Here is a 19,069-nt window from a genome sequence, read left to right as displayed (position 1 = left end):
CGCGGTACCCCACACCCGGCCCCGGTGCCCGGTGCGGACGGCTACGAGCCGGACGCCCGGCCCGGGGCCGCGGCATCGGCGGGCTGCCGGTGACCGCGGGCCCCGGGACGGGCACCGCCGCTCATCTCTGCCGGGCGAACCAGGTGCGCAGGGACACCGGTCCGGTGCGCTGGCCCGGGACCGTGGCGGTGGTGTCCTCGCCGCGCCCGGCGGGGGCCGGGGCGCCGACGGGGGCGTCGCCCTCGTCCGGCCACTCCGAGGGCTCCAGCCGCAGCAGGTCCGCCAGGCGGCTGGACCACTCGCCCCGCGCCCGCCCCAGGGCCAGCTCGCCCAGCCGCAGCAGCTGGATGTCGGAGGTGCCGGCCGGGGCGAAGATGTGGTGGGCGTCGCGCAGGAAGCGCTCCACCGGCCGGTCGGTGAACAGCCCGCACGCGGCATGGATGTCCATCGCGTCGCGCGCCGACTCCAGCGCCGATTCCACGTTGACCAGCTTGGCGTTCATCAGCTCCGCGTCGCACGGGAGCCCCTGGTCCAGCAGGTGCACCGCGTGGTAAGCCGACAGCCGGGCCAGCAGCAGCCGCGACTGGATCCGGCCGAGCTTGAGCTTGATGGTGCCGAGGTCCGCCAGCGGCTTGCCGTAGCGCTGCCGCTCGGCGCAGAAGGCCGTGGTCTCGTCCAGCACCGCCTGGTGGATGCCCAGCGACACGGCGGTCAGGTTCGGCCGGCCGTACAGCACGCTGGAGGAGTAGGCGACCGACAGCCCGTCGCCCTCCCGGCCGAGCAGATTCGCCGCGGGGATGCGGCAGTCGTCGAAGAACAGCTCGCCGAAGCTGAAGCCGTGCAGCCCCATCGCGGGCTTCTGCGGCCCGACCCGGAAGCCGGGTCTGTCGGACTCGACGAGGAACGCCGACAGGCCCCTGGAGCCCTCGCCGGTGCGGACGACCACGCCGTGCAGATCGCCGACGTGGCTGTTGCCGACGTAGATCTTGCGGCCGTTGAGGACGTAGTCGTCGCCGTCGCGGACCGCGGTGGAGGTCATGCCCAGCACATGGCCGCCGGACTGCGGTTCGGTGACCGCGATGGTCGGCAGGCACTCGCCGGCGGCTATCGCCGGCAGCCAGGTCTTCTTCTGCTCCTCGTTGCCGAAGTGGACGATCTTCGCCACGCCCAGCTGCGACGCCTGCACCATGGCGCCCATCGCCGCGCTCACCCGGGAGAGCTCCTCGATGATCAGCGTCTTGGCGACGTGGCCCGCGCCCATTCCGCCGTAGGCGCGGTGCACGGTCGCGCCTATCCAGCCCTGCCGCGCGATCAGGCGCGAGAGGTCATGGCACACGGAACGATTCGCCTCCATTTCTGCCACCCGGGGGCGGACCTCCCTCTCGGCGAACTCCCGCACCTGGTGCCGGAGTGCCTCATGCCGCTGGTCCGTGAAGTAGCGGTGCAAGACGAGCCCCTCCTTCGCGATCTCCCCCGTGCTGGTCGCATCACGCTTCGGACGGCACCGGCGGTGCCGTCGCAGCGAACGTTCCGGAAAGTGATCTTTCGCTTACCCCGTGCAATACCCGTTGGCATACCTACTGCGGGGCGCATAAAACATCAACTGGGTGCATTTAAGCGAAGAGTTGAAGCGCGAAGGAGGTGCGCACCACCCCTGGATACGGGACGGCGGTGGCGCGGTTCCGAGGGCCCGGGAACCGCGCCACCCCACGCCTCCCGACCCCGCCGCGACGGGGGCGGGGGCGTCAGTGCGAGACGTCGCAGCAGGACTCGCGGCGCTGCTGACGGCCCACCTCCAGCCAGTCGGTGCCGGCCGCCCGCAGCGAGCGGGCGGCCGGCACCGGGAAGGAACCGATCAGCTCCCGCTGCTCGAAGAGGCGTCCGCCGCGCAGCACCGCCGAGGTCCGCACCAGAGAGTCGAAGTCCTCGAACGGATCGCCGTCCACCAGCGTCATGTCGCCGAGCTTGCCGACCTCCAGCGTCCCCAGGTCCCGCTGTGCGCCGAACACCCGGGCGGGCAGCGCGGTCGCGGTGCGCAGCGTCCGGCTCACACTGAGACCGCCGCGGTGCAGCGCCCGCAGGCACAGGTGCAGGCCCAGCCCCACCGGCACCAGCGGCTGGTCCGTGCCCAGCGCGACCAGCCCGCCGCCGTCCAGCACCCGCCGGTAGACCCCGACCTCGGTCCGGATGTCGGCCAGCTGGGCCGCGGTGGGGCGATGCCCGGCGTTCTCCCGTACGACCGCGGTGTCCCAGGGCGGCATCAGCCGGGTCACCCGCGGGTCATCGGCGAGCGCCGGGTCGGCGCCGAGCAGCGCGGCCGCCGAGAACGGCGTGGCGAGGAGGTGGAAGCCGGCGCCGGTGTAGATCTCCTCGACGTCCTGGTAGGCGTGCCCGGAGCTGGTGACGGCATGACCGAACTCCAGCCGCTGGGTGGCCTGCAGATGTGTCGTCAGGTCCTGGCCCAGCTGGACGCCCGGGGAGAGCAGATGGCTGCCGGCCCGGACCCCGAGCCGCTCGTGGGCGAAGCGCGCGGCCTCCTCCATCACCCAGCCCGGCGCCCGTACATAGGTCTTGACGAAGTCCCAGTCCAGGGCCGCACCGCGGGCCAGCGAGCGGCGCAGCCCCGCCCGGGTGCGGTGCGCCCGCCCCATGCTGTACGCGACCCGGGCGCCGTCCAGCAGCTCTCCGCAGGTCAGCAGGCGCGGCCCGGCGAGCGCCCCGGCCGCCACGGCCTCCCGGATGCGGGCCTGTTCATAGGCGAAGCCCCCGCAGGAGACCGCGGTGGTGATGCCGTAGGCGAGCTGCAGGGCGGTCTGCCGCCCGCCGTAGGTCGTCTGCCAGGGGTGCGTGTGGGCGTCCCAGAGTCCCGGCAGCACGGTCCGTTCGGAGGCGTCCACCCGCCGTGCCGCGCCGGAACGGGCCGGGCGGTGCGCCTCCACCGCGGTGATCCGCCCGTCCCGCACCACCACGTCGACGTCCTCCCGGACCGCGTCGCCGGTGCCGTCCCAGAACCGGCCCGCGTGGACCACGGTGTCGCGGGCGCGCGCGGGCCGGTGCCCCAGGGAGACCGGGACGGTCCGCGCCGCGCCGCCGGACACCCCGATCAGCCGCAGCTTCCCGGCCGAGAGATACAGGAGCGTGCCCGAGTCGCCGGACCACGACGGATGGTCGGCGCTCTCCTCCGTCAGCTGCCGCGGCGCCCCGTCCGGCGTGCCGTCGGGCCGCACCGGCAGCACCCACAGCGCCGACTCGGCGATCACGGCGAGCCGGCGCCCGTCGGGCGACCACACGGGCCCGGAGTCGTAGCGGTCGGCGATCGAGACATGCTCGGCGACCGGGTGCAGCCGGTCCTTGCCGGTCTCGGTGTCGACGATGCGGATGACGTTGTAGCCCTCGCGGAAGCGGCGGTTGAGGCGGGTGCGGTCGCAGAACGCGAGGTGGCGCCCGTCCGGTGACCAGCTGGGGCGGCCGGGCAGCCCGCCGGCGCCCATCGGCGCGGCCAGTACCTTCTCCGTGCCGTCGGACAGCGTCCGCAGGACGAGGTTCCCCGACATGTCCAGTGCGGCCAGCCGCCCGCCGTCCGGCGACAGTGCGGGCTGCACCCGGCCGCCGGCGGCCAGCACCGTCTCCTCGCCGGAGGCGAGCTCACGGCGGCGCACCGCGAACAGCCCGTCCCGGTCGTCGGCGTAGAGCAGCGCCCGCCCGTCGCGGGACCAGCTCGGCGCCAGGACGTAGCCGGTGGCGTCGGCCCGGACGATCCTGCGCGCGGCTCCGCCACCCGAAGTGGGTGCGATCCAGAGGGAGTTGAGCGCGGCGAAGGCGACCTTGCGGCCGTCGGGCGACAGCGCCGGCAGATGCACCCCGCGCACCGGACCGGCCGCCGTCCGCTCGAAGCCGTAGTCCTTGACGCGGTAGCGGGGGCGCTCCAGCGGCAGCCGCGCGGTGAACGGGACGGTCTCGGCGTGCTGCGGGGCGTCGGCCCGGACGATCCGGAACTGCCCGCCGACCGTCAGCAGCAGCTCGTCCCGCGAGACCCAGCGCGGCGGCACCGGCTCCACATCACCGTCGACCGCGACCCGCTCACCGTCCACCACCAGCGCGCAGGTCGGCCCCGGGTAGTCCGTGGTCCGCAGATAGGCCAGCCGCCCCGCGGGGGACAGCGCCGGCACCATCACCTGCGCGGTGGCCGTCTCGGTGTGCTCGGTGCGCACCGCGCCCCGCCCGTCGGCCGGCACGGAGGCGACGGTGCGGGAGACCAGCGCCGCGCCCGCCACCCGGCCCCGTACGAACACGATCCGCGAGCCGTCCGGCGACCAGCAGGGATCGAAGTCCTCCCAGGCGGCGTCCTGGTGGGGGCCGTCCTGACCGGGCAGTCCGGTCATCCGGGTCAGCCGCCGCGTCGCCACCTCCAGCACCCAGATCCGGTACGGGCTGCCGGCCACCGCGTCCCCGCCCCGCTCCGAGGCGAAGGCGATCCGGGTGCCGTCGGGCGACCAGGCGGGCCCCCGGTCGTCCCACGGGCCGTCGGTCAGCTGCCGGAGGCCGGAGCCGTCGGCGGCGAGCGTCCACAGATGGAAGGTGCCGCCACGGTAGGCGCAGACGGCGATCCGGCGGCCGTCGGGGGAGAACACCGGACGGGTGGGTTCCAGATCGGGCGGGGTCAGCGCCACCGCGTCGCCGCCGGCCCGGGGCAGGGACCACAGCACGTTCTGGACCTCGGCGACCAGCCGGTCACCGGCCGGGGAGAGGGAGGCGGCGCCGTTGGTCGCGGCCGTGAAGGACAGGGCGGCGCCGCGCGGGCCGGCGTCCTGCGCCCCCGCGGCGGGCGCCATGACGCCGGTCAGACCCGCTGCGGCGGCGGCCGAGGCGGTGCCCTGCAGAAACCTGCGGCGGGACAGCGGAGCGGGGTGACGGGGGGAGTGCGCGAAGGGGTCCTCGAAACGGTCCGTGGTGTCCAACGTTCCTCCTGCGAAAGGGGGTTGCGGCACAGCGTCGGCAAAGAACCGGCTGATCGTGTCACGCCGCCCGGGGACCGGGGCAACCACGCCACGCGCGCCCCGTGGCGCACCACCGCCCCGCGCGGAAGAGTGGGCGCCGACGACTCGTCAGCCACCGCCCCGGCAGTCAGGAGACGACGCCATGCAGCCCCTGCAGCAGGACTTCCACCAGGCCCCGGACGGCGCCCGCATCGCCACCTACACCTGGCTCCCGGAGTCCGGTCACCCGCGCGCCCTGGTCCAGATCGCCCACGGCGCCGCGGAACACGGACGGCGCTACGACCGCTTCGCACGCTTCCTGACCGGCCACGGCTACGGCGTCCTCGCCTCCGACCACCGCGGCCACGGCGCCACCGCCGCCTCCACCGGCGGCCGCGGGGTGGTCGGCGAGGACGCCTGGCGGGCGATCGTCAGCGACCTCAAGGGCATCGGCAACCACGCGGCCGCCGCCCACCCCGGCGTCCCGCTGGTGCTGCTCGGGCACAGCATGGGCGCGATGCTGGCCCGCGACTACGCCCAGGAGTACGGCGCCGACCTCGCCGGGCTGATCCTCACCGGCGCCTTCCGCACCCTGCCCGGCCTGGACATCGACGGCGCGCTGGCCGAGCTGGACCGGGAGATCTCCGAGCACGGCCGCGGCGTGCTCTCCTCCTTCATCCCGCGCACCTTCCGCTTCTTCAACGACGCCTTCCCGCACCGCACCGGCTACGAATGGCTCTCCCGCGACGCTGCCGAAGTGGACGCCTATGTCGCCGACGACGACTGCGGCTTCCCGTTCTGCGCCGGCCTCGCCGCCGACTGGGTCCGCGCCATCCGCAAGATCAACGACCCGGCCCACCTCGCCCGCATCCCGCGCGGACTGCCCGTCCACGTCGCCGTCGGCGACCAGGACCCCTGCCATCAGCGGATGACCCTGGTTCACGAACTTCTGGAGGACTTCCGCTACCTGGGCGCCCGCGATCTGACCTGGCGCGCCTACCCGGACGCCCGCCACGAGATCCTCAACGAGACCCATCGCGACGAGGTCCAGGACGACCTGCTGGCCTGGCTCGACAAGCACGTCTGAGCCACTGGCCCGCCCCGGGCCGCGGCCGGGAAAACAGGGCCGCGGCCCGGGGGCCGGGCCGCGGCGCGGGTCGCCGCGTCAGACCTGCCCCGGCTTGAAGACGTCCTGCTCGATGAGGATCTTGTCGATCCGGGCCTTGTCGACCCGGTTGGTCACCTCCGCGACCTCCTGCCGGTCGCGGATGCACTTGGCCAGCGTGAATGCCGACGACACCACGAAGACCAGGCCGATGGCGAGGAACCCGCGCTCCCAGGGTCCCACCGGCAGCCTGGTGATCCCGATCACCAGCGCCGCCAGCGACAGCCCGAAGGAGACCGCGGCCTGCACGAAGAAGGCCGTCGTCGTCGGCCGCTGAATCGATGGAGTAGTCATGCGCGTAGCGTGGCGGCACCGTGACGGCGCCGCATGAGTACGCGTACTCATCTCGCCTGCCGCCCGCACCCGCCCCGACGCACCAATATGGCAGCACCCACCCTCTGACATGCGGTATTGTTCTCGTGCGCGGTCAGCCGGGGACATTCCCGGCCGACACGGGCAACGGGACGTGGCGCAGCTTGGTAGCGCACTTGACTGGGGGTCAAGGGGTCGCAGGTTCAAATCCTGTCGTCCCGACTTGCTTTTCTGCAGGTCGGAGGGGTCCTACGGGGCCCCTTTTCGCCGTTTCCGGGGACAGTCGTCTCGCCGAGGGAAGCCGAGCAGTTCCGCTGGCCCCTCCCTCCCTCCCTCCCTCCTCCACCGACAGCGGGTCGGGCGGGCACAGCACGCTCCCCCGGAGGGCCGGTTGCCGCTCTCCGGGGGCGCGTGGCGGACGGCGCTTCAGGCGCCGGGATCGGGCGCCGTGTCGCGGTGCGGGGCACGGTTGGGCGCGGTGGCCTCGGGCACGGCGGGTTCGTGCAGCGTGCGCAGGAGCAGCCAGCCCACGGCGGGGAGTGCGATGAGCGGGGCGAGTGCGGTCTGCAGTGACGTGGCGTCGGCGGCGGCGCCGATGAGCGGGCCGGCGAGGCCGCCGATGCTGACGGTCAGGCCCAGGGTGACGCCGCCCGCGGTGCCGACGCGCCGGGGGAGGTAGTCCTGGCCGAGGGTGACGTGCAGGGAGAAGGGCACGTACAGACCGGCCGAGGTCAGAGCGGTGAACAGGTACAGCAGCGGGCCCGGGACCAGGACGAGGCCGGCGACGGCGGGGACGGTCAGGGCGTAGGCCCGGCGGACCACCGCGACGCGGCCGTAGCGGGTGGCGAGCCGGCCCCCGGCGACGGTGCCGAGCGCGCCGCCCAGGTAGAGCACGAACAGGGCAGCGGTGCCCGCGAACTCCCCGCCTCCGGTGCGCTGTTGTGCGTACAGGGAGAGGAACGCGCTCAGGCCGACGAAGACGATCGAGCGGCACACGACGGCGCCGGACATCTTGAGGAAGGCCGGCCAGTCGTCCGTGCCCGCCGCGGTCCGGGCGGATGAGGCGGCCGCGGCCGCGGCGGGGAGGGCGGGGCCGCGCAGTGCGGCCACGCACAGGGCGGCGCCGGCCAGGGCCGGGACGACCAGCAGGGGAGAGGCGCGCAGACCGCCGGTGGCGACGACCGCGGAGACCATGAGGGGGGCGGCCGCGAAGCCGATGTTGCCGCCGAGGGAGAACAGGCCCATCGCGGTGTGGCTGCCGCGGCTCGCGATGCGGGCGATACGGGCGGACTCGGGGTGGTAGGCCGCCACCCCGAGCCCGGCGACGGCGACGACGGCCAGGGTCGGTGCGTAGGAGCCGCCGATGCCGCTGAGCGCGATGCCGACGCCCCCTGCCAGGGTGCTCACCGGCAGCAGCCAGGGCATCGGCCGGCGGTCGGTCAGCGCGCCGAACAGCGGCTGCGCCACCGAGGAGAGCAGGGAGGCGGCCAGCACGATGCCGGAGGCCGCGGCGTAGGTATAGGCCCGCTCGGCGAGGAAGAACGGCACGAGCGCGGCCACGGCTCCCTGGTAGATGTCCACGCAGGCGTGGCTCAGGGACAGCAGGGTGAGGGGCGTGGTGGGCCGGACGGTGGACTGGTGAGTGGACACTCTCCGATCGTCACCGCCGCAGCGACTGTCCCGCTTCCGATAAAATGCCAAGAGATGCCGAATATCCGCCACACCCCCGCCGCGCCCACCCACATGCTGGCGCTGGCAGCGGGTGAACGCATCGACGCCCACCGCCATGACGACCACCAGATCGTCTACGCGGGCTCCGGCGTCCTGGCCGTCACCACCGACGCCGGCACGTGGTTCGCCCCCGGCACCCGCGCCCTCTGGATCCCCGCCCGCACCGTCCACGCCCACCGCGCCTACGGGAACCTCGACCTGCACACCCTCGGCCTGCCCGTCGGCGACAACCCCCTGCGGCTGGACGCGCCCACGGTCCTGGCGGTCAGCCCCCTCCTGCGCGAGCTGATCCTCGCCTACACCCGCGACCCCACCGACACCGGCCCGGAACGCCGCCGGCTGCGCGCCGTCCTCCTCGACCAGCTCCGCGCCTCGCCGCAGCAGCCCGTACAGCTGCCCTCGCCCGCCGATCCGCGCTTGGCCGCCGTCTGCGATCTGCTGCACCACGACCCGGCCGACCCCCGGACCCTGGCCGAGCTCGGCCACCACACGCACACCGGGGAACGCACCCTCAGCCGCCTCTTCCGCTCCGAATTCGGGATGACGTTCCCCCAGTGGCGCACCCAACTTCGCCTGTACCACGCCCTGAAGATGCTGGCCGACGACACCCCCGTCACCACCGTCGCCCGCCGCTGCGGCTGGTCCTCCACCAGTGCGTTCATCGATGTCTTCCGCCGCGCCTACGGCAGCACCCCGGGCGCGCACCAACGCCGCGAAGAGCCCGGCGGTGGTCGTCACTCAACTCGCGGTTAAGCCAGGGTCGTCCCTACTGTCCGTAAGTGGACTGGTGCGCCGCGTTCTCTCCGTGTCAGGATGTGGGCGGTAATTCCGGTGCCTTAACTGTTCGTTGGGGCCGATCGACGGGGAGACGGCGGGCATGAGTGTGGGGGACGACGGCCGGTCCGGCGAGGCGGGCAGCACGCTCGCGGAGCGGCTGAGTCACCTCTTCGCGAACATGCATCCGCCGGGCGCCCCGTACACCAACGCCTTTGTGGCAGAGGAGATCAGCGGGGGCGACGAGGAGTACGGCGGGGTCAAGGTCACCGAGCAGTACCTGTCGATGCTGCGCAACGGCAGGCGCACGAACCCGAGCCCGGAACTCCTGCGCGCGCTGGCCAAGTTCTTTGCCGTACCGGTCGGTTATCTGCTGGGGGACCTCTCGCAGCCGCAGGCCGCGCGGGTGGAGGAGGAGGTCCGCTTCCTGGCCGCCATGCGCGACCAGCGGGTGCGCGCCATCGCGCTGCGCTCCGTGGGGCTGCCGCCGGAGGTGCAGGACAGCCTGACGACGATCATCTCCCAGTTCCGGCAGCAGATGAACCTGCCGGCCGATCCGCCGGAGCGGGGCGGTGACCGGGGTGGTGAGTGAGGTGACGCGGACCGCTGAGCGCGGCCGGATTTTCGCTTCCTGGCAGCGGGCCGGAGACGAGGACGGGACGAGCATGCGAGTGGGGCAGATACGCAGGCGGTGCAAGCGGCTCATCAAGGAGCTGGCGCTGCCGGCCACGACCGATCTGCGCGGGATGTGCGACATCGTCGCCGCGCGGGTGGCGCGGCCCGTCCATCTGGTGCCGATGAGCCTGGGCGGGGTGGTCTCGGGGATGACGGCCGTCACCGACGACGGCTACTGGGTCTTCTACGAGCTGAAGACCTCGCCCTGGCACCAGGCCCACATCGTGCTGCACGAACTGAGCCATCTGCTGCTGGGGCACGGCCAGGACCCGACGGTCACCGAGGACGCGCTGAAGCTGTGGACGCCCTCCGTGGACGTCGCCACGGCCATGCGCCGGATGGGCCTGACCATGGGATTCGCCCGGCACCACGGCTACGACAACCTCGCCGAGCGGGAGACCGAAGTGCTCGGCACGCTGCTGATGGAACGGGTGGCGCCGTCCGCGGGCGAGCGCGAACTCCCCCTGGAGGGGCAGGCGGCGGAGCTGGCGGCGGCGCTCGGGCCGGCGCTGCAGCACCTGCGGCGCCGCGAGGAGGCGCCGACCGGCGACGGGGGCCGCGACGACGTCGGTGCGGGCGCGGCGGGGGACGGGGGTCCGCGTGTTTGACGTCATCTACCTGTCGTTCGGGGTGGCCGCCTGGCTGATCGTCGGGTACAAGTCCCGCGCGTGGTTCCGCGACCGCAGCAATGCGGACCTGGGGCTGGCCTGTGTGATGACCGGCGGGGTGGCCACGGTCTTCCTCTTCTCCGCGCCGAGCCTCTACCGCGCCTTCGACCGCCTCACCGGCGTGGCCAACCTCGCCATGGTGTTCCTCTACTCCTCCGTCGTGGTGTTCGCCGCGGGCGCGCTGGTACTGATGCTGCGCTGGACGGCGGGCGAGGGCGCGGCCGCACGGGCCCGGGCGCGGACCAGGGCGCGGGGCGCCGTCGCGGGAGTGGCCGCGCTCTGGGCGGTGGCGATCGCCGGATTCGCGGTCGGCAGGCCGGACGCCGTCGAGCACCCCCGCGACTTCAGCACCGCCTACACCGACTCGCCGGGCGTCATGCTCTTCCTGGTGCTGTATCTGGCCATCTTCGGCATGAGCTCGGCGGCCCTGGGGACGCTGTGCCCGCGGCTCGCCGCCCGGCTCGGCAGGACGTATCTGGCGCGCGGCCTGCGGCTGCTGTCCGCGGGGTGCTGGCTCGGCGTGGGCTACTGCGGCTGCAAGGTCATCGGCTTCGTCCTGTCCTGGACGGGCCACCCGGCGCTGTGGCTCTCCAACGGCGTGGCCCCGCTCAGCGCCTCGGTCGCGGCGCTCATGGTCCTCGCCGGGTTCGCGCTGCCGGCGGCCGGGCCCCGGGTCGCCGCCTGGCGCCGGCTGCGCCGCCTCTCCCCGCTCTGGCGGACGGTCACCGCCCGGTCCCCGGAGGTCACGATGGAGGCCTCGGCCTGGGCCGTACGCTGGCCGTTCGCGGATCTGGAGTGGCGGGCCAACCGGCAGATGGCCGAGATCAGGGACGTACAGCGCGGCATCCGACGCCATGTGGAGTCCGACGCCCTCGACATCGCCCGGGAGCGGGCCCGCGCGGTCGCCCTGGACGACCGGCAGCTGGCGGCCGTCGCGGAGGCCGCCGCCCTCCGCCGGGGCCTGGAGAACCGTGCGGTGGGCCATGTCCCGGTCCACGGCGCCGACAGCGTGGTGGTCGCCGACGGTACGGATCCGGCCGAACTCACCGCGGAGTACGAGCACTTGGCGCTGGTCGCGGACGTCTACCACTCGCCGCTGATCGAGACCGTGCTCACCGAGCTGCGGCAGCGCAGCGCGGTGGCGCGCACCTGAGGAACAACTCCACAGACGGGGTGGCCCGGCACGGGGGTCCGGGCCGCCCGAACCACCCGGCGGCACCGGTCCGTGCGGACCGGTGCCGCCGTCGTCGGACGACGTGCGCGGGCCGGGAGCCGGCCGGACAGGCCCTACAGTCGGAACCATGCCGAACACCGCCGATACCGGCTCCGACGCCCCCATCGACGTGACGCCGCTCCTCGACGATCCGTACCCCGCCTACGCCGCGCTGCGCGAAGCCGGCCCGGTGCACCGGATCACCGCCGCCGACGGCAACCCCGCCTGGCTGGTGACCCGTTACGACGACGTCCGCAGCGCTCTCGCCGACCCCCGGCTCTCCCTGGACAAGCGCCATGCCGCGCCCGGCGGCTACCAAGGGTTCTCGCTGCCGCCCGCGCTGGACGCCAACCTGGGGAACATGGACCCGCCGGACCACACCCGGATCCGCCGCCTGGTCGTCAAGGCCTTCACCCCGCGCCGGGTCGAGGCGCTGCGCGAGCCCGTACGGAAGACCGCCGACGCGCTGCTGGACGCGATGGCGGAGCGCGGCCGGGCGGATCTGATCGCCGACTTCGCGGGCCCGCTGCCGATCACCGTGATCTGCGATCTGCTCGGCATCCCGCACCGCGACCGCCGCGACTTCCTGGCCTGGTCGGACGCGCTCATCACACCGGATCCCAGCCGTCCGGGGCTGATGAAGGAGGCGGTCGGGGCGATGCAGGAGTTCTACACCGGTCTGATCGCGGCCAAGCGCGCGGAGCCGGGCGACGATCTGCTCTCGGACCTGATCGCGGTGCGCGACGACCCGGCCGCCGGCGAGGGGGCGGGCGAGGGGAGCGAGCGGCTCAGCGAGGACGAACTGACCTCGCTCGCCTTCCTCCTCCTCTTCGGCGGCTACGAGAACACCGTCCACCTCATCGGCAATGCCGTGCTCACCCTGCTCGACCACCCCGACCAGCTCCGCCAGTTGCAGCGGAATCCGGCCGAACTGCCCGCCGCCGTGGAGGAGTTCCTCCGCTACGACGGGCCCGGCCCGCTGTCGCTCCGTCGCTTCCCCAAGGAGGACCTGGAGATCGGTGGCGTACGGATCGCGGCCGGGGAGACCGTGCTGCTGGCGATCGCGTCCGCGAACCGCGACCCGGCGCGCTTTGCCGATCCGGCCACTTTCGACCGCGGCCGCGACCGCTCCGGGCACCTCGCGCTGGGGCACGGCATCCACTACTGCCTCGGTGCCCCACTGGCCCGTATGGAGACCGTCATCGCGCTGGAAGCGCTCCTCGGCCGCTTCCCGGAGCTGCGGCTGGACGTTCCGCGTGGCGATGTGAGGCATCGCAGGGCCTTGCGCTCGCGTGGCCTGATTTCGCTCCCCGTCGCCTTCTGAACGACAAACGAACAAGTTTTTGAGGCATAACCGTTCGCTCATGAGGTAGAAAGGTTCCTGAGACCCGCCCGGTGTGCATCCCCCGTCGCACCGGGCGGGTCCTTCTTTGCACCCGTTGCAGTTGCGACACGCCGGGTGCCGGGCAGGCCCCGTGGTCCGTCTGGCTCAACTGTGCTGCGGGGTGCGGCACCGCTTCTTAGCGTGACGGCATGGCAATTGACGCGCGTGTGTCCAAGAAGGCAGCGGCGATGACCCTGGTCGCCGCCGCCGCTGTGTCGCTCACGTCCATACCGGCCGCTGCGCACGACTCGACGTCCCGTCAGCCCGCCGCGGCCGGTGCCGGGGTGCAGGCCGCGGCCGCCCCCGGCACCCCGAGGCTGCCCGGCGGTCTGTCCGCCCTGTCCTGGATGGTGGCCGACGCGGACACCGGCAGCGTGCTGGCCGCGAAGAACCCCCACCGCAAGCTGCCCCCGGCCAGCACCCTCAAGACGCTGTTCGCGGTCACCGTCCTGCCGAAGTTCTCGGCCGGCACCGTACGCCGGGTCAGCTCGGCGGACCTCGCCGGCATCGGGGCCGGCAGCAGCGTCGTCGGCGTCAAGGAGGGCCGCCGCTACTCCGTCGCCGACCTGTGGCGCGGAGTCTTCCTGCGGTCCGGCAACGACGCGGTGCACGTACTGGCCGCGATGAACGGCGGCTGGCGGAACACCGCCCAGGAGATGCAGGAGACCGCCCGCAGACTCGGGGCCCGCGACACCACCGTCAAGTCCCCGGACGGCTATGACGCGCCCGGCCAGGTCTCCTCCGCGTACGACCTGACCGTCTTCGCCCGCGCCGGGCTCGCCAACGACGACTTCGCCCGCTACTGCGCCACGCCCCGCGCCGCGTTCCCCGGCGCCGGCGGCACCACCATGATCGAGAACACCAACCGGATCCTGGTGGGCTCGCACGGGCTGTCCCGCTACCCCGGCATCATCGGCGTCAAGAACGGCTACACCAGCAAGGCCGGCAACACCCTGATCGCCGCCGCCCGGCGGAACGGCCGCACCCTGCTGGTCACCGTGCTGAACCCGCAGTCGAACGAGAACAACGCCGTCTACAAGGAGGCCGGCTCGCTGCTGGACTGGGGCTTCGACAGCGCCGGGACGGCCCAGCCGGTGGGCACCCTGCACGCCGTGCGCACCTCCTACGACGGCGGCGGGTCGCTCCGCCCGGCGGCCACCGAGCTCACCGCAGCCGAAGCGGGCGGCGGCTCCCCGCGACGCTCCGCCCTGGTCCTCGGGGCGGGCGCCGCCGGGATCGTGGCCATAGGGCTCGGTGCCCTCTTCGGCCGCCGGCGGCAGGCGCGCGGGCGTGCCGGGCAGGGGTCAGGGCCGGCGTAGGCCCCGTGGCCCCTGCGGCGGGGCGAAGCGGCGGCGGCTCCGCTCGTCCCGGCGGAGCCCGGCGTCACCCGCCGGCGGTGGCGCCGGGCCCGTTGCCGGTGGGCTGGTTCCCCGTCTCGTTCGAGGCGGCCCGCAGCCGGGGCGCGTTCTCCGCCGCCGGGACGGCCCCGGCGCCGGTCAGACGCCCCGTCAGCGTGCCCGCCCAGGAGACCAGGCCCGCGGCGTCGATCCCGTGCGGGGCGGCGTCCGCGTACGGGGCGAGGGCCGCCGCACCCCGGCCGAGCAGCGCCGCACCGCCCGTCGTGTTGCCCCGCGCCGCATGGGTGAGTCCCACCGCGAGCTGGGCGAGCCCCCGCCACAGCGCCCGCTCCGCCTCCGGCGCCGCCTTCCAGGCGTCCTCCAGCACCTCATGGGCGTGGAACGGCATCCCGTCGTCGAGCAGCCGCTGCGCCTCGGCCAGCGCCTGGGCGGGCGTCCGGGGCACCCCCTCCGGCTGCCGTGCCACGCCCGGGGAGCCGTACGGCAGCGGCCGTCCGAGACCGTCGCGCGGGCGGGCGTTGCGGGCCCGGCCCTCCTCGTCGCGGTCCCGCCGGCGCGGGGGCGCGGCAGCGGCGCGTGCCCCGTCCGGGGCCTTTGCCGCCGTCTCCCGGGTCCCGGCGCCGCAGTGCTCGCAGACCGCGCCGCCGGGCCGTTCGCGGATCCGGCCGCAGGCCTCGCACACCCGGTCCAGCCAGCAGGCCGGGTCGCCGCCCTCGTCGTACACGGGGGGTGCACCCGGCTCGCGGGAGGTGCCGGGGCCGTCGTGGGGTCGCTCCGCGTCGTTCACCCTTCGATTGTGCGCCGTACGGGCGTCCCGCGTCGCAGGAGGGGTTGCCCGCCGCCGCGCGGACGCCGGCGGCGGCGCTCCCGGGTCAGTCCGTGTCGACCTCGTAGAAGCAGAAGTGGTCCTTGATCCGTGCCACCGCGGGACGCGGATCGGGGTAGGCCCACACGAGGTCCTCCGGCCCGTCGGGAAGCGACCAGTAGGAGGCGGTGCCCTTGAAGGGGCAGACGGTGTGTGTCGCGGACGGCGTCAGCAGGTCGGTGCGGACGTCCTCGGGCGGAAGGTAGTACCGCACGGGGTAGCCGGTCTCGTGGAGCAGGAGCGGGCGGTGGGAGTCGGCCAGCAGCCGGCCGCCGACCGTGACGCGGACGTGCTCGGTGCCCTGCTCGACCTCGATGTGATGGCCCTTGGTGGCGGTCATGGTGCCTTCCCCTCGGTGAGTGGTGAAGATCCTCGCCCTTCCAGGATGGCACCGGCAGGGCGCGGCCGGCCCGCCGGTGGCGGCGGGGCCGGGCCCGGTGCGACGGCCCGGCCCCGCCCGCGGTCCTCACCGGTGCGGCGGCACCGCGCGGATCCCGTGGCCCGCCCACGGGGGCGCCGGGGCGAGGAGCCCCGCGAGGTACTCCCGGCTCGCGTCGGGCAGCGGCGGGGCGCTGCCGGCGGCCTGGTCGACGTGCAGGGCGAACAGCTCCTCCGTGGCCACCGGGGACCCGGACGGCGGGTCGGCGAACATCTCGTGGAGGAGACGCAGTTTCCTGCCGTCGACGCCCAACACGGACGTGCGCACGGTGAGTTCGCTGCCGCGGGCGACCTCGCGGAGGTAGCGGACGTGCGCCTCGACCGTGTACAGGGAGCAGCCGGTCCGGTCCCGGTAGGCCGCGTCGAGTCCGGCCGCGTCCATCAGGGCGTCGGTGGCGAAGCCGAAGACCAGGACGTAGTAGGCCTCGCTGAGATGGCCGTTGTAGTCGATCCAGTCGTCCCGGACGGTCTGGTGGAACAGGGGGAGGGGGCCCGGCGGGTGGTCGGTCATCGGCGGGTGCCCCCCAGCCGTCCCGTGGCGCGCAGGACGTCGATGACGCCCTGGTCGCGCTCGGCGACCAGATCCGCGTACGTACGGTCGCCCGCCGCGTCCGCGCAGCCGTCGACCATGGCGTCGCGCAGTTCGCGGTCGAGTTCGGGGGCCGCCAGCCGGGTCCACGGCGACTTCAGGGACGGCCCGAAGTGGTCGAGCATATGGGCCATCCCGCCCTCGCCGCCGGCCAGCGCGAAGGTCAGGCACGGGCCCATGAACGCCCAGCGCAGCCCCGGCCCTTCGGTGATCGAGGCGTCGATGTCCGCGACCGAGGCCTCGCCGTTCGCGACCATGTGCAGCGCCTCGCGCCAGAGGGCCTCCTGGAGGCGGTTGGCGATGAAGCCGGGCAGCTCGCGGTCCATGGTGATCACGGACTTGCCCGCCAGGTCGTAGAAGCGCGACGCCCAGTCGACGGCCGCCCGGTCGGTCCGCTCCCCGCCGACGACCTCGACCAGCGGGATGAGGTAGGGCGGGTTGAAGGGGTGGCCGACGACCAGCCGGCCGGCGTCCCCGGCCGCCGTCTGCATGTCGGTCATCGGGTAGCCGGAGGTGGAGGAGGCGATGACCACGCCGGGCCGGGTCGCGGCGGCCAGCTCGGCGAGCAGGGAGCGCTTCAACTCCAGCTTCTCGGGGGCGCTTTCCTGGACGAAGTCGGCGTCGGCGACCGCCTCGGCGAGCGTGGGGGCGAGCCTCAGCCGGTCCGGGGAGGCGCCCTCGGCCAGGCCGATCTGTTCCAGGGCGGGCCAGGCGGCGGTCACCAGGCGGCGGAGTTTGTCCTCGGCGTCGGCGGCCGGGTCCCACGCGGTGACGTCGTAGCCGCGGGCGAGGAAATGGGCGACCCAGCCGCCGCCGATCACTCCGGCGCCTATACAGGCGATACGGCGTACGTCCTCGGGGGCGCAGGGGGCAGGGGTGGTTTCGGGCATGCGGGAGCCGCTCCTCGGGGAGGGAAGGGACGGATGGGCGGTGAGGCGGTCAGGCGCGCGGCTTCAGGCCCAGGCGGGCACGGGCCTGGTCGGGGGTGGCGACCGTGGCGCCGAGCAACTCGGTGATCCGGACGGCGCGTTCGACGAGATCGCCGTTGGTGGCCTTGACGCCCTTGCTGAGGTAGAGGTTGTCCTCCAGGCCGACCCGCACATTGCCGCCCAGGAGGATCGACTGGGCGACCCAGGGCATCTGCATGCGGCCGAGCGCGAAGCTCGCCCACTGGGCGCCCTCGGGCAGCATGTTCACCATCGACTGCAGGACGCCGGGGTCGGCGGGGGCGCCCCAGGGGATGCCCATGCAGAGCTGGAAGACCGTCGGGTCGTCCAGCAGCCCCTCGGCCAGCAGCTGCTTGGCGAACCACAGCTGACCGGTGTCGAAGATCTCCAACTCGGGCCGCACGCCGAGCTCCTGGATGCGCCGGGCGCCCGCCCGCAGCATGTCGGGGGTGGAGACGTAGAGGTTGGAGCCGTCGCCGAAGTTGAGGGAGCCGCAGTCCAGGGTGCAGATGTCGGGCAGCAGCTCCTCGACGTGCGGCAGCCGCTCCAGGCCGCCGACCAGGTCCGTACCGGGCAGCTGCCTCAGCGGCCGGTCGGGGTCGATCACCAGGTCGCCGCCCATGCCCGCGGTGAGGTTGAGGACGACGTCGGTGCCGGTCTCCTTGACCCGCTCGACGACCTCGGCGTACAGGCGCGGGTCGCGCGACGGGGCGCCGCTCTCGGGGTCGCGTACGTGGATGTGCACCACCGCGGCGCCCGCGGACGCCGCCTCGACGGCCGACGCGGCGATCTCCTCGGGCGTCACGGGGACGTGCGGGGAGCGGTGGACGGTGTCGCCGGCGCCGGTGAGCGCGCAGGTGATGATGACCTCGTTGTTCACGGGGGTTCCCTTCGGTGGGTGTGGTTCCCCCCGGGGCCCGGTCGGGTGGGCGCGGGGGAGCGGTGGCCTCAGCCGGCGGGGGCGGGGGTGAGCTCGCTGTCGACGAAGGCGAGCAGTGCGGCGTGCATCGTGTCGGGGCCGGTGCTGTCCGGCGCGGTGGCGAGCACCTGGGTGGCCAGGCCGTCGATCAGGGCGGTCAGCCGCAGCGCGGCGAACTCCGGATCGACGGCGCGGAACACGCCCTGCCCGACGCCGCGGCGCACGACGTCGGCGACGGTGGTGCGCCACTGCCGGTAGTAGTGCTCGTGCAGCCGCCCCACGGCGGTGGAGCGGGCGGCCTGGGCCCACAGGTCCAGCCACACCAGCCACTGCCGGCGCTGCTGCTCGGTGCGCGGCGTCTGCAGCGCGATCAGGTGCAGCAGCTCGCCGCGGGCGTCGGGGGCGGCGGCCAGGCCGGCGGCGCGGCGTTCGGTGTCCTCGTCCATGCACCAGCGCACGGCCGCCTCCAGCAGCTCGTCGCGGCCGGGGAAGTGGTAGTGCACGGCGGCCGGACTGGTGCCGCAGGCGGCCGCGATATCGGCGACCCGTACGCCGTGGAAGCCGTGCTCGGCGATCAGCCGGACGGTCTCCCGCACGATCTGCAGCGGCCGCCCGCCCTCGGGGACGGCCGCCGGTGCGCGGTCGGCTGGTGCCGCGGGCCGCTCGGGGGCGCCGAGCAGCCAGCCCGTGTCCACCGCGCCGATATCGGCGATACGGACGATCTCGGCCAGCGTGAACCGCCGGGTGCCGCCCAGTGACCTGGACAGTTTCGAGGGGTCCATCACGATCCGGCGGGCGAATTCGCGGTGGCTGCAGCCGAGCCGGGCGATCACGTCACGGACACGGTCCGTGACATCGCCGCCCTCGTCGGTGATCCGGGTTCCGGGGACGTCCTCCATGGCCAGGGACCGTAACAGCGTGTTGAGATCATCGCAACGGTCGGAGGGTGGGGGAAGTGGCGTGATTCCCTGGATCTGAGGGCCTTGCGGGTAGGTGTTGCGGGGCATCTGATGAGCGAGTCAGTTTCGCCCCGGACGCCGCCGGAAGGAGGGCGG

At 73.9% G+C, this 19,069-nt stretch carries 17 protein-coding genes and 1 tRNA gene; 8 read left to right on the top strand and 10 right to left on the bottom strand.

Annotation, left to right across the window (positions count from 1 at the left end):
* Positions 1-121 precede the first annotated feature (121 nt).
* Together AB0411_RS01170 and AB0411_RS01165 are read right to left on the bottom strand one after the other, a co-directional pair.
* Entirely contained in the window at positions 122-1,447 is a 1,326-nt protein-coding gene (locus AB0411_RS01170) for an acyl-CoA dehydrogenase family protein (protein WP_366415083.1), read from the bottom strand.
* A gap of 298 nt (positions 1,448-1,745) precedes the next feature.
* Positions 1,746-4,958 (bottom strand): amidohydrolase family protein, encoded by a 3,213-nt coding sequence (locus AB0411_RS01165; protein WP_366415082.1) that lies wholly within the window; start codon positions 4,956-4,958, stop codon positions 1,746-1,748.
* A 181-nt stretch (positions 4,959-5,139) separates the two neighbouring features.
* On the opposite strand from AB0411_RS01165, the gene AB0411_RS01160 reads away from it, so the two are divergent.
* Positions 5,140-6,063, top strand: a complete 924-nt coding sequence (locus tag AB0411_RS01160; protein ID WP_366415081.1) for an alpha/beta hydrolase — start codon at positions 5,140-5,142, stop codon at positions 6,061-6,063.
* 78 nt (positions 6,064-6,141) lie between these two features.
* On the opposite strand, the gene AB0411_RS01155 is transcribed toward AB0411_RS01160, so the two are convergent.
* Positions 6,142-6,435 carry a YiaA/YiaB family inner membrane protein gene (locus AB0411_RS01155; RefSeq protein ID WP_366415080.1) on the bottom strand — a complete coding sequence of 98 codons (294 nt, stop codon included), beginning with the start codon at positions 6,433-6,435 and terminating at the stop codon, positions 6,142-6,144.
* A gap of 166 nt (positions 6,436-6,601) precedes the next feature.
* Here AB0411_RS01155 and AB0411_RS01150 point away from each other — a divergent pair.
* Positions 6,602-6,675 (top strand) — tRNA-Pro (locus AB0411_RS01150).
* 204 nt (positions 6,676-6,879) lie between these two features.
* On the opposite strand, the gene AB0411_RS01145 is transcribed toward AB0411_RS01150, so the two are convergent.
* Positions 6,880-8,103, bottom strand: a complete 1,224-nt coding sequence (locus tag AB0411_RS01145) for an MFS transporter (RefSeq protein ID WP_366415079.1) — start codon at positions 8,101-8,103, stop codon at positions 6,880-6,882.
* A 54-nt stretch (positions 8,104-8,157) separates the two neighbouring features.
* Between AB0411_RS01145 and AB0411_RS01140 the strand changes: the two genes are divergently transcribed.
* The 6 genes from AB0411_RS01140 to AB0411_RS01115 all read left to right on the top strand — a co-directional run bounded on the left by AB0411_RS01140 (position 8,158) and on the right by AB0411_RS01115 (position 14,217).
* On the top strand, positions 8,158-8,937 hold the full coding sequence (locus AB0411_RS01140; RefSeq protein ID WP_366415078.1) for an AraC family transcriptional regulator: 780 nt from the start codon (positions 8,158-8,160) through the stop codon (positions 8,935-8,937).
* Between the two features lie 124 nt (positions 8,938-9,061).
* The gene (locus tag AB0411_RS01135) at positions 9,062-9,550 is read left to right on the top strand and encodes a helix-turn-helix domain-containing protein (protein WP_366415077.1); all 489 of its coding nucleotides are present in this window, start codon (positions 9,062-9,064) and stop codon (positions 9,548-9,550) included.
* 79 nt (positions 9,551-9,629) lie between these two features.
* Positions 9,630-10,241 (top strand): hypothetical protein, encoded by a 612-nt coding sequence (locus tag AB0411_RS01130; RefSeq protein ID WP_366415604.1) that lies wholly within the window; start codon positions 9,630-9,632, stop codon positions 10,239-10,241.
* Positions 10,234-11,454, top strand: coding sequence for an MAB_1171c family putative transporter (locus AB0411_RS01125; protein ID WP_366415076.1), 1,221 nt, complete (start codon positions 10,234-10,236; stop codon positions 11,452-11,454). The genes AB0411_RS01130 and AB0411_RS01125 overlap by 8 nt, the downstream gene beginning before the upstream one ends.
* A 148-nt stretch (positions 11,455-11,602) precedes the next feature.
* Entirely contained in the window at positions 11,603-12,838 is a 1,236-nt protein-coding gene (locus AB0411_RS01120; protein WP_366415075.1) for a cytochrome P450 family protein, read from the top strand.
* Between the two features lie 209 nt (positions 12,839-13,047).
* Entirely contained in the window at positions 13,048-14,217 is a 1,170-nt protein-coding gene (locus AB0411_RS01115) for a D-alanyl-D-alanine carboxypeptidase family protein (RefSeq protein ID WP_366415074.1), read from the top strand.
* Positions 14,218-14,281: 64 nt separating this feature from the next.
* Here the strand turns inward: AB0411_RS01115 and AB0411_RS01110 are convergent, their stop codons facing one another.
* The 6 genes from AB0411_RS01110 to AB0411_RS01085 form a co-directional block, all read right to left on the bottom strand.
* Positions 14,282-14,917 carry a DUF309 domain-containing protein gene (locus tag AB0411_RS01110; protein ID WP_403145306.1) on the bottom strand — a complete coding sequence of 212 codons (636 nt, stop codon included), beginning with the start codon at positions 14,915-14,917 and terminating at the stop codon, positions 14,282-14,284.
* Positions 14,918-15,128: 211 nt separating this feature from the next.
* Positions 15,129-15,461 (bottom strand): DUF427 domain-containing protein, encoded by a 333-nt coding sequence (locus AB0411_RS01105; protein WP_366415073.1) that lies wholly within the window; start codon positions 15,459-15,461, stop codon positions 15,129-15,131.
* A gap of 126 nt (positions 15,462-15,587) precedes the next feature.
* Positions 15,588-16,070, bottom strand: a complete 483-nt coding sequence (locus AB0411_RS01100; RefSeq protein WP_366415072.1) for a thioesterase family protein — start codon at positions 16,068-16,070, stop codon at positions 15,588-15,590.
* Positions 16,067-17,038 carry a 3-hydroxyacyl-CoA dehydrogenase NAD-binding domain-containing protein gene (locus AB0411_RS01095; RefSeq protein ID WP_366415071.1) on the bottom strand — a complete coding sequence of 324 codons (972 nt, stop codon included), beginning with the start codon at positions 17,036-17,038 and terminating at the stop codon, positions 16,067-16,069. Before AB0411_RS01095 ends, AB0411_RS01100 begins: the two co-directional genes overlap by 4 nt.
* 49 nt (positions 17,039-17,087) lie before the next feature.
* On the bottom strand, positions 17,088-17,975 hold the full coding sequence (locus tag AB0411_RS01090; RefSeq protein WP_366415070.1) for a 3-keto-5-aminohexanoate cleavage protein: 888 nt from the start codon (positions 17,973-17,975) through the stop codon (positions 17,088-17,090).
* A gap of 68 nt (positions 17,976-18,043) precedes the next feature.
* Positions 18,044-18,913, bottom strand: a complete 870-nt coding sequence (locus AB0411_RS01085) for a TetR/AcrR family transcriptional regulator (RefSeq protein WP_366415069.1) — start codon at positions 18,911-18,913, stop codon at positions 18,044-18,046.
* Between the last annotated feature and the right edge of the window lie 156 nt (positions 18,914-19,069).

This window comes from Streptomyces angustmyceticus (assembly GCF_040701845.1).
Classification (GTDB): domain Bacteria; phylum Actinomycetota; class Actinomycetes; order Streptomycetales; family Streptomycetaceae; genus Streptomyces; species Streptomyces angustmyceticus_A.
This window is presented reverse-complemented; position numbering and strand designations above follow the sequence as displayed.

Coding starts and splice junctions, on each gene's coding strand:
- AB0411_RS01160 (WP_366415081.1), top strand. CDS start 5,140: ATGCAGCCCCTGCAGCAGGACTTCCACCAGGCCCCGGACGGCGCCCGC.
- AB0411_RS01155 (WP_366415080.1), bottom strand. CDS start 6,435: ATGACTACTCCATCGATTCAGCGGCCGACGACGACGGCCTTCTTCGTG.
- AB0411_RS01140 (WP_366415078.1), top strand. CDS start 8,158: ATGCCGAATATCCGCCACACCCCCGCCGCGCCCACCCACATGCTGGCG.
- AB0411_RS01135 (WP_366415077.1), top strand. CDS start 9,062: ATGAGTGTGGGGGACGACGGCCGGTCCGGCGAGGCGGGCAGCACGCTC.
- AB0411_RS01120 (WP_366415075.1), top strand. CDS start 11,603: ATGCCGAACACCGCCGATACCGGCTCCGACGCCCCCATCGACGTGACG.
- AB0411_RS01115 (WP_366415074.1), top strand. CDS start 13,048: ATGGCAATTGACGCGCGTGTGTCCAAGAAGGCAGCGGCGATGACCCTG.
- AB0411_RS01105 (WP_366415073.1), bottom strand. CDS start 15,461: ATGACCGCCACCAAGGGCCATCACATCGAGGTCGAGCAGGGCACCGAG.
- AB0411_RS01100 (WP_366415072.1), bottom strand. CDS start 16,070: ATGACCGACCACCCGCCGGGCCCCCTCCCCCTGTTCCACCAGACCGTC.
- AB0411_RS01095 (WP_366415071.1), bottom strand. CDS start 17,038: ATGCCCGAAACCACCCCTGCCCCCTGCGCCCCCGAGGACGTACGCCGT.
- AB0411_RS01085 (WP_366415069.1), bottom strand. CDS start 18,913: ATGGAGGACGTCCCCGGAACCCGGATCACCGACGAGGGCGGCGATGTC.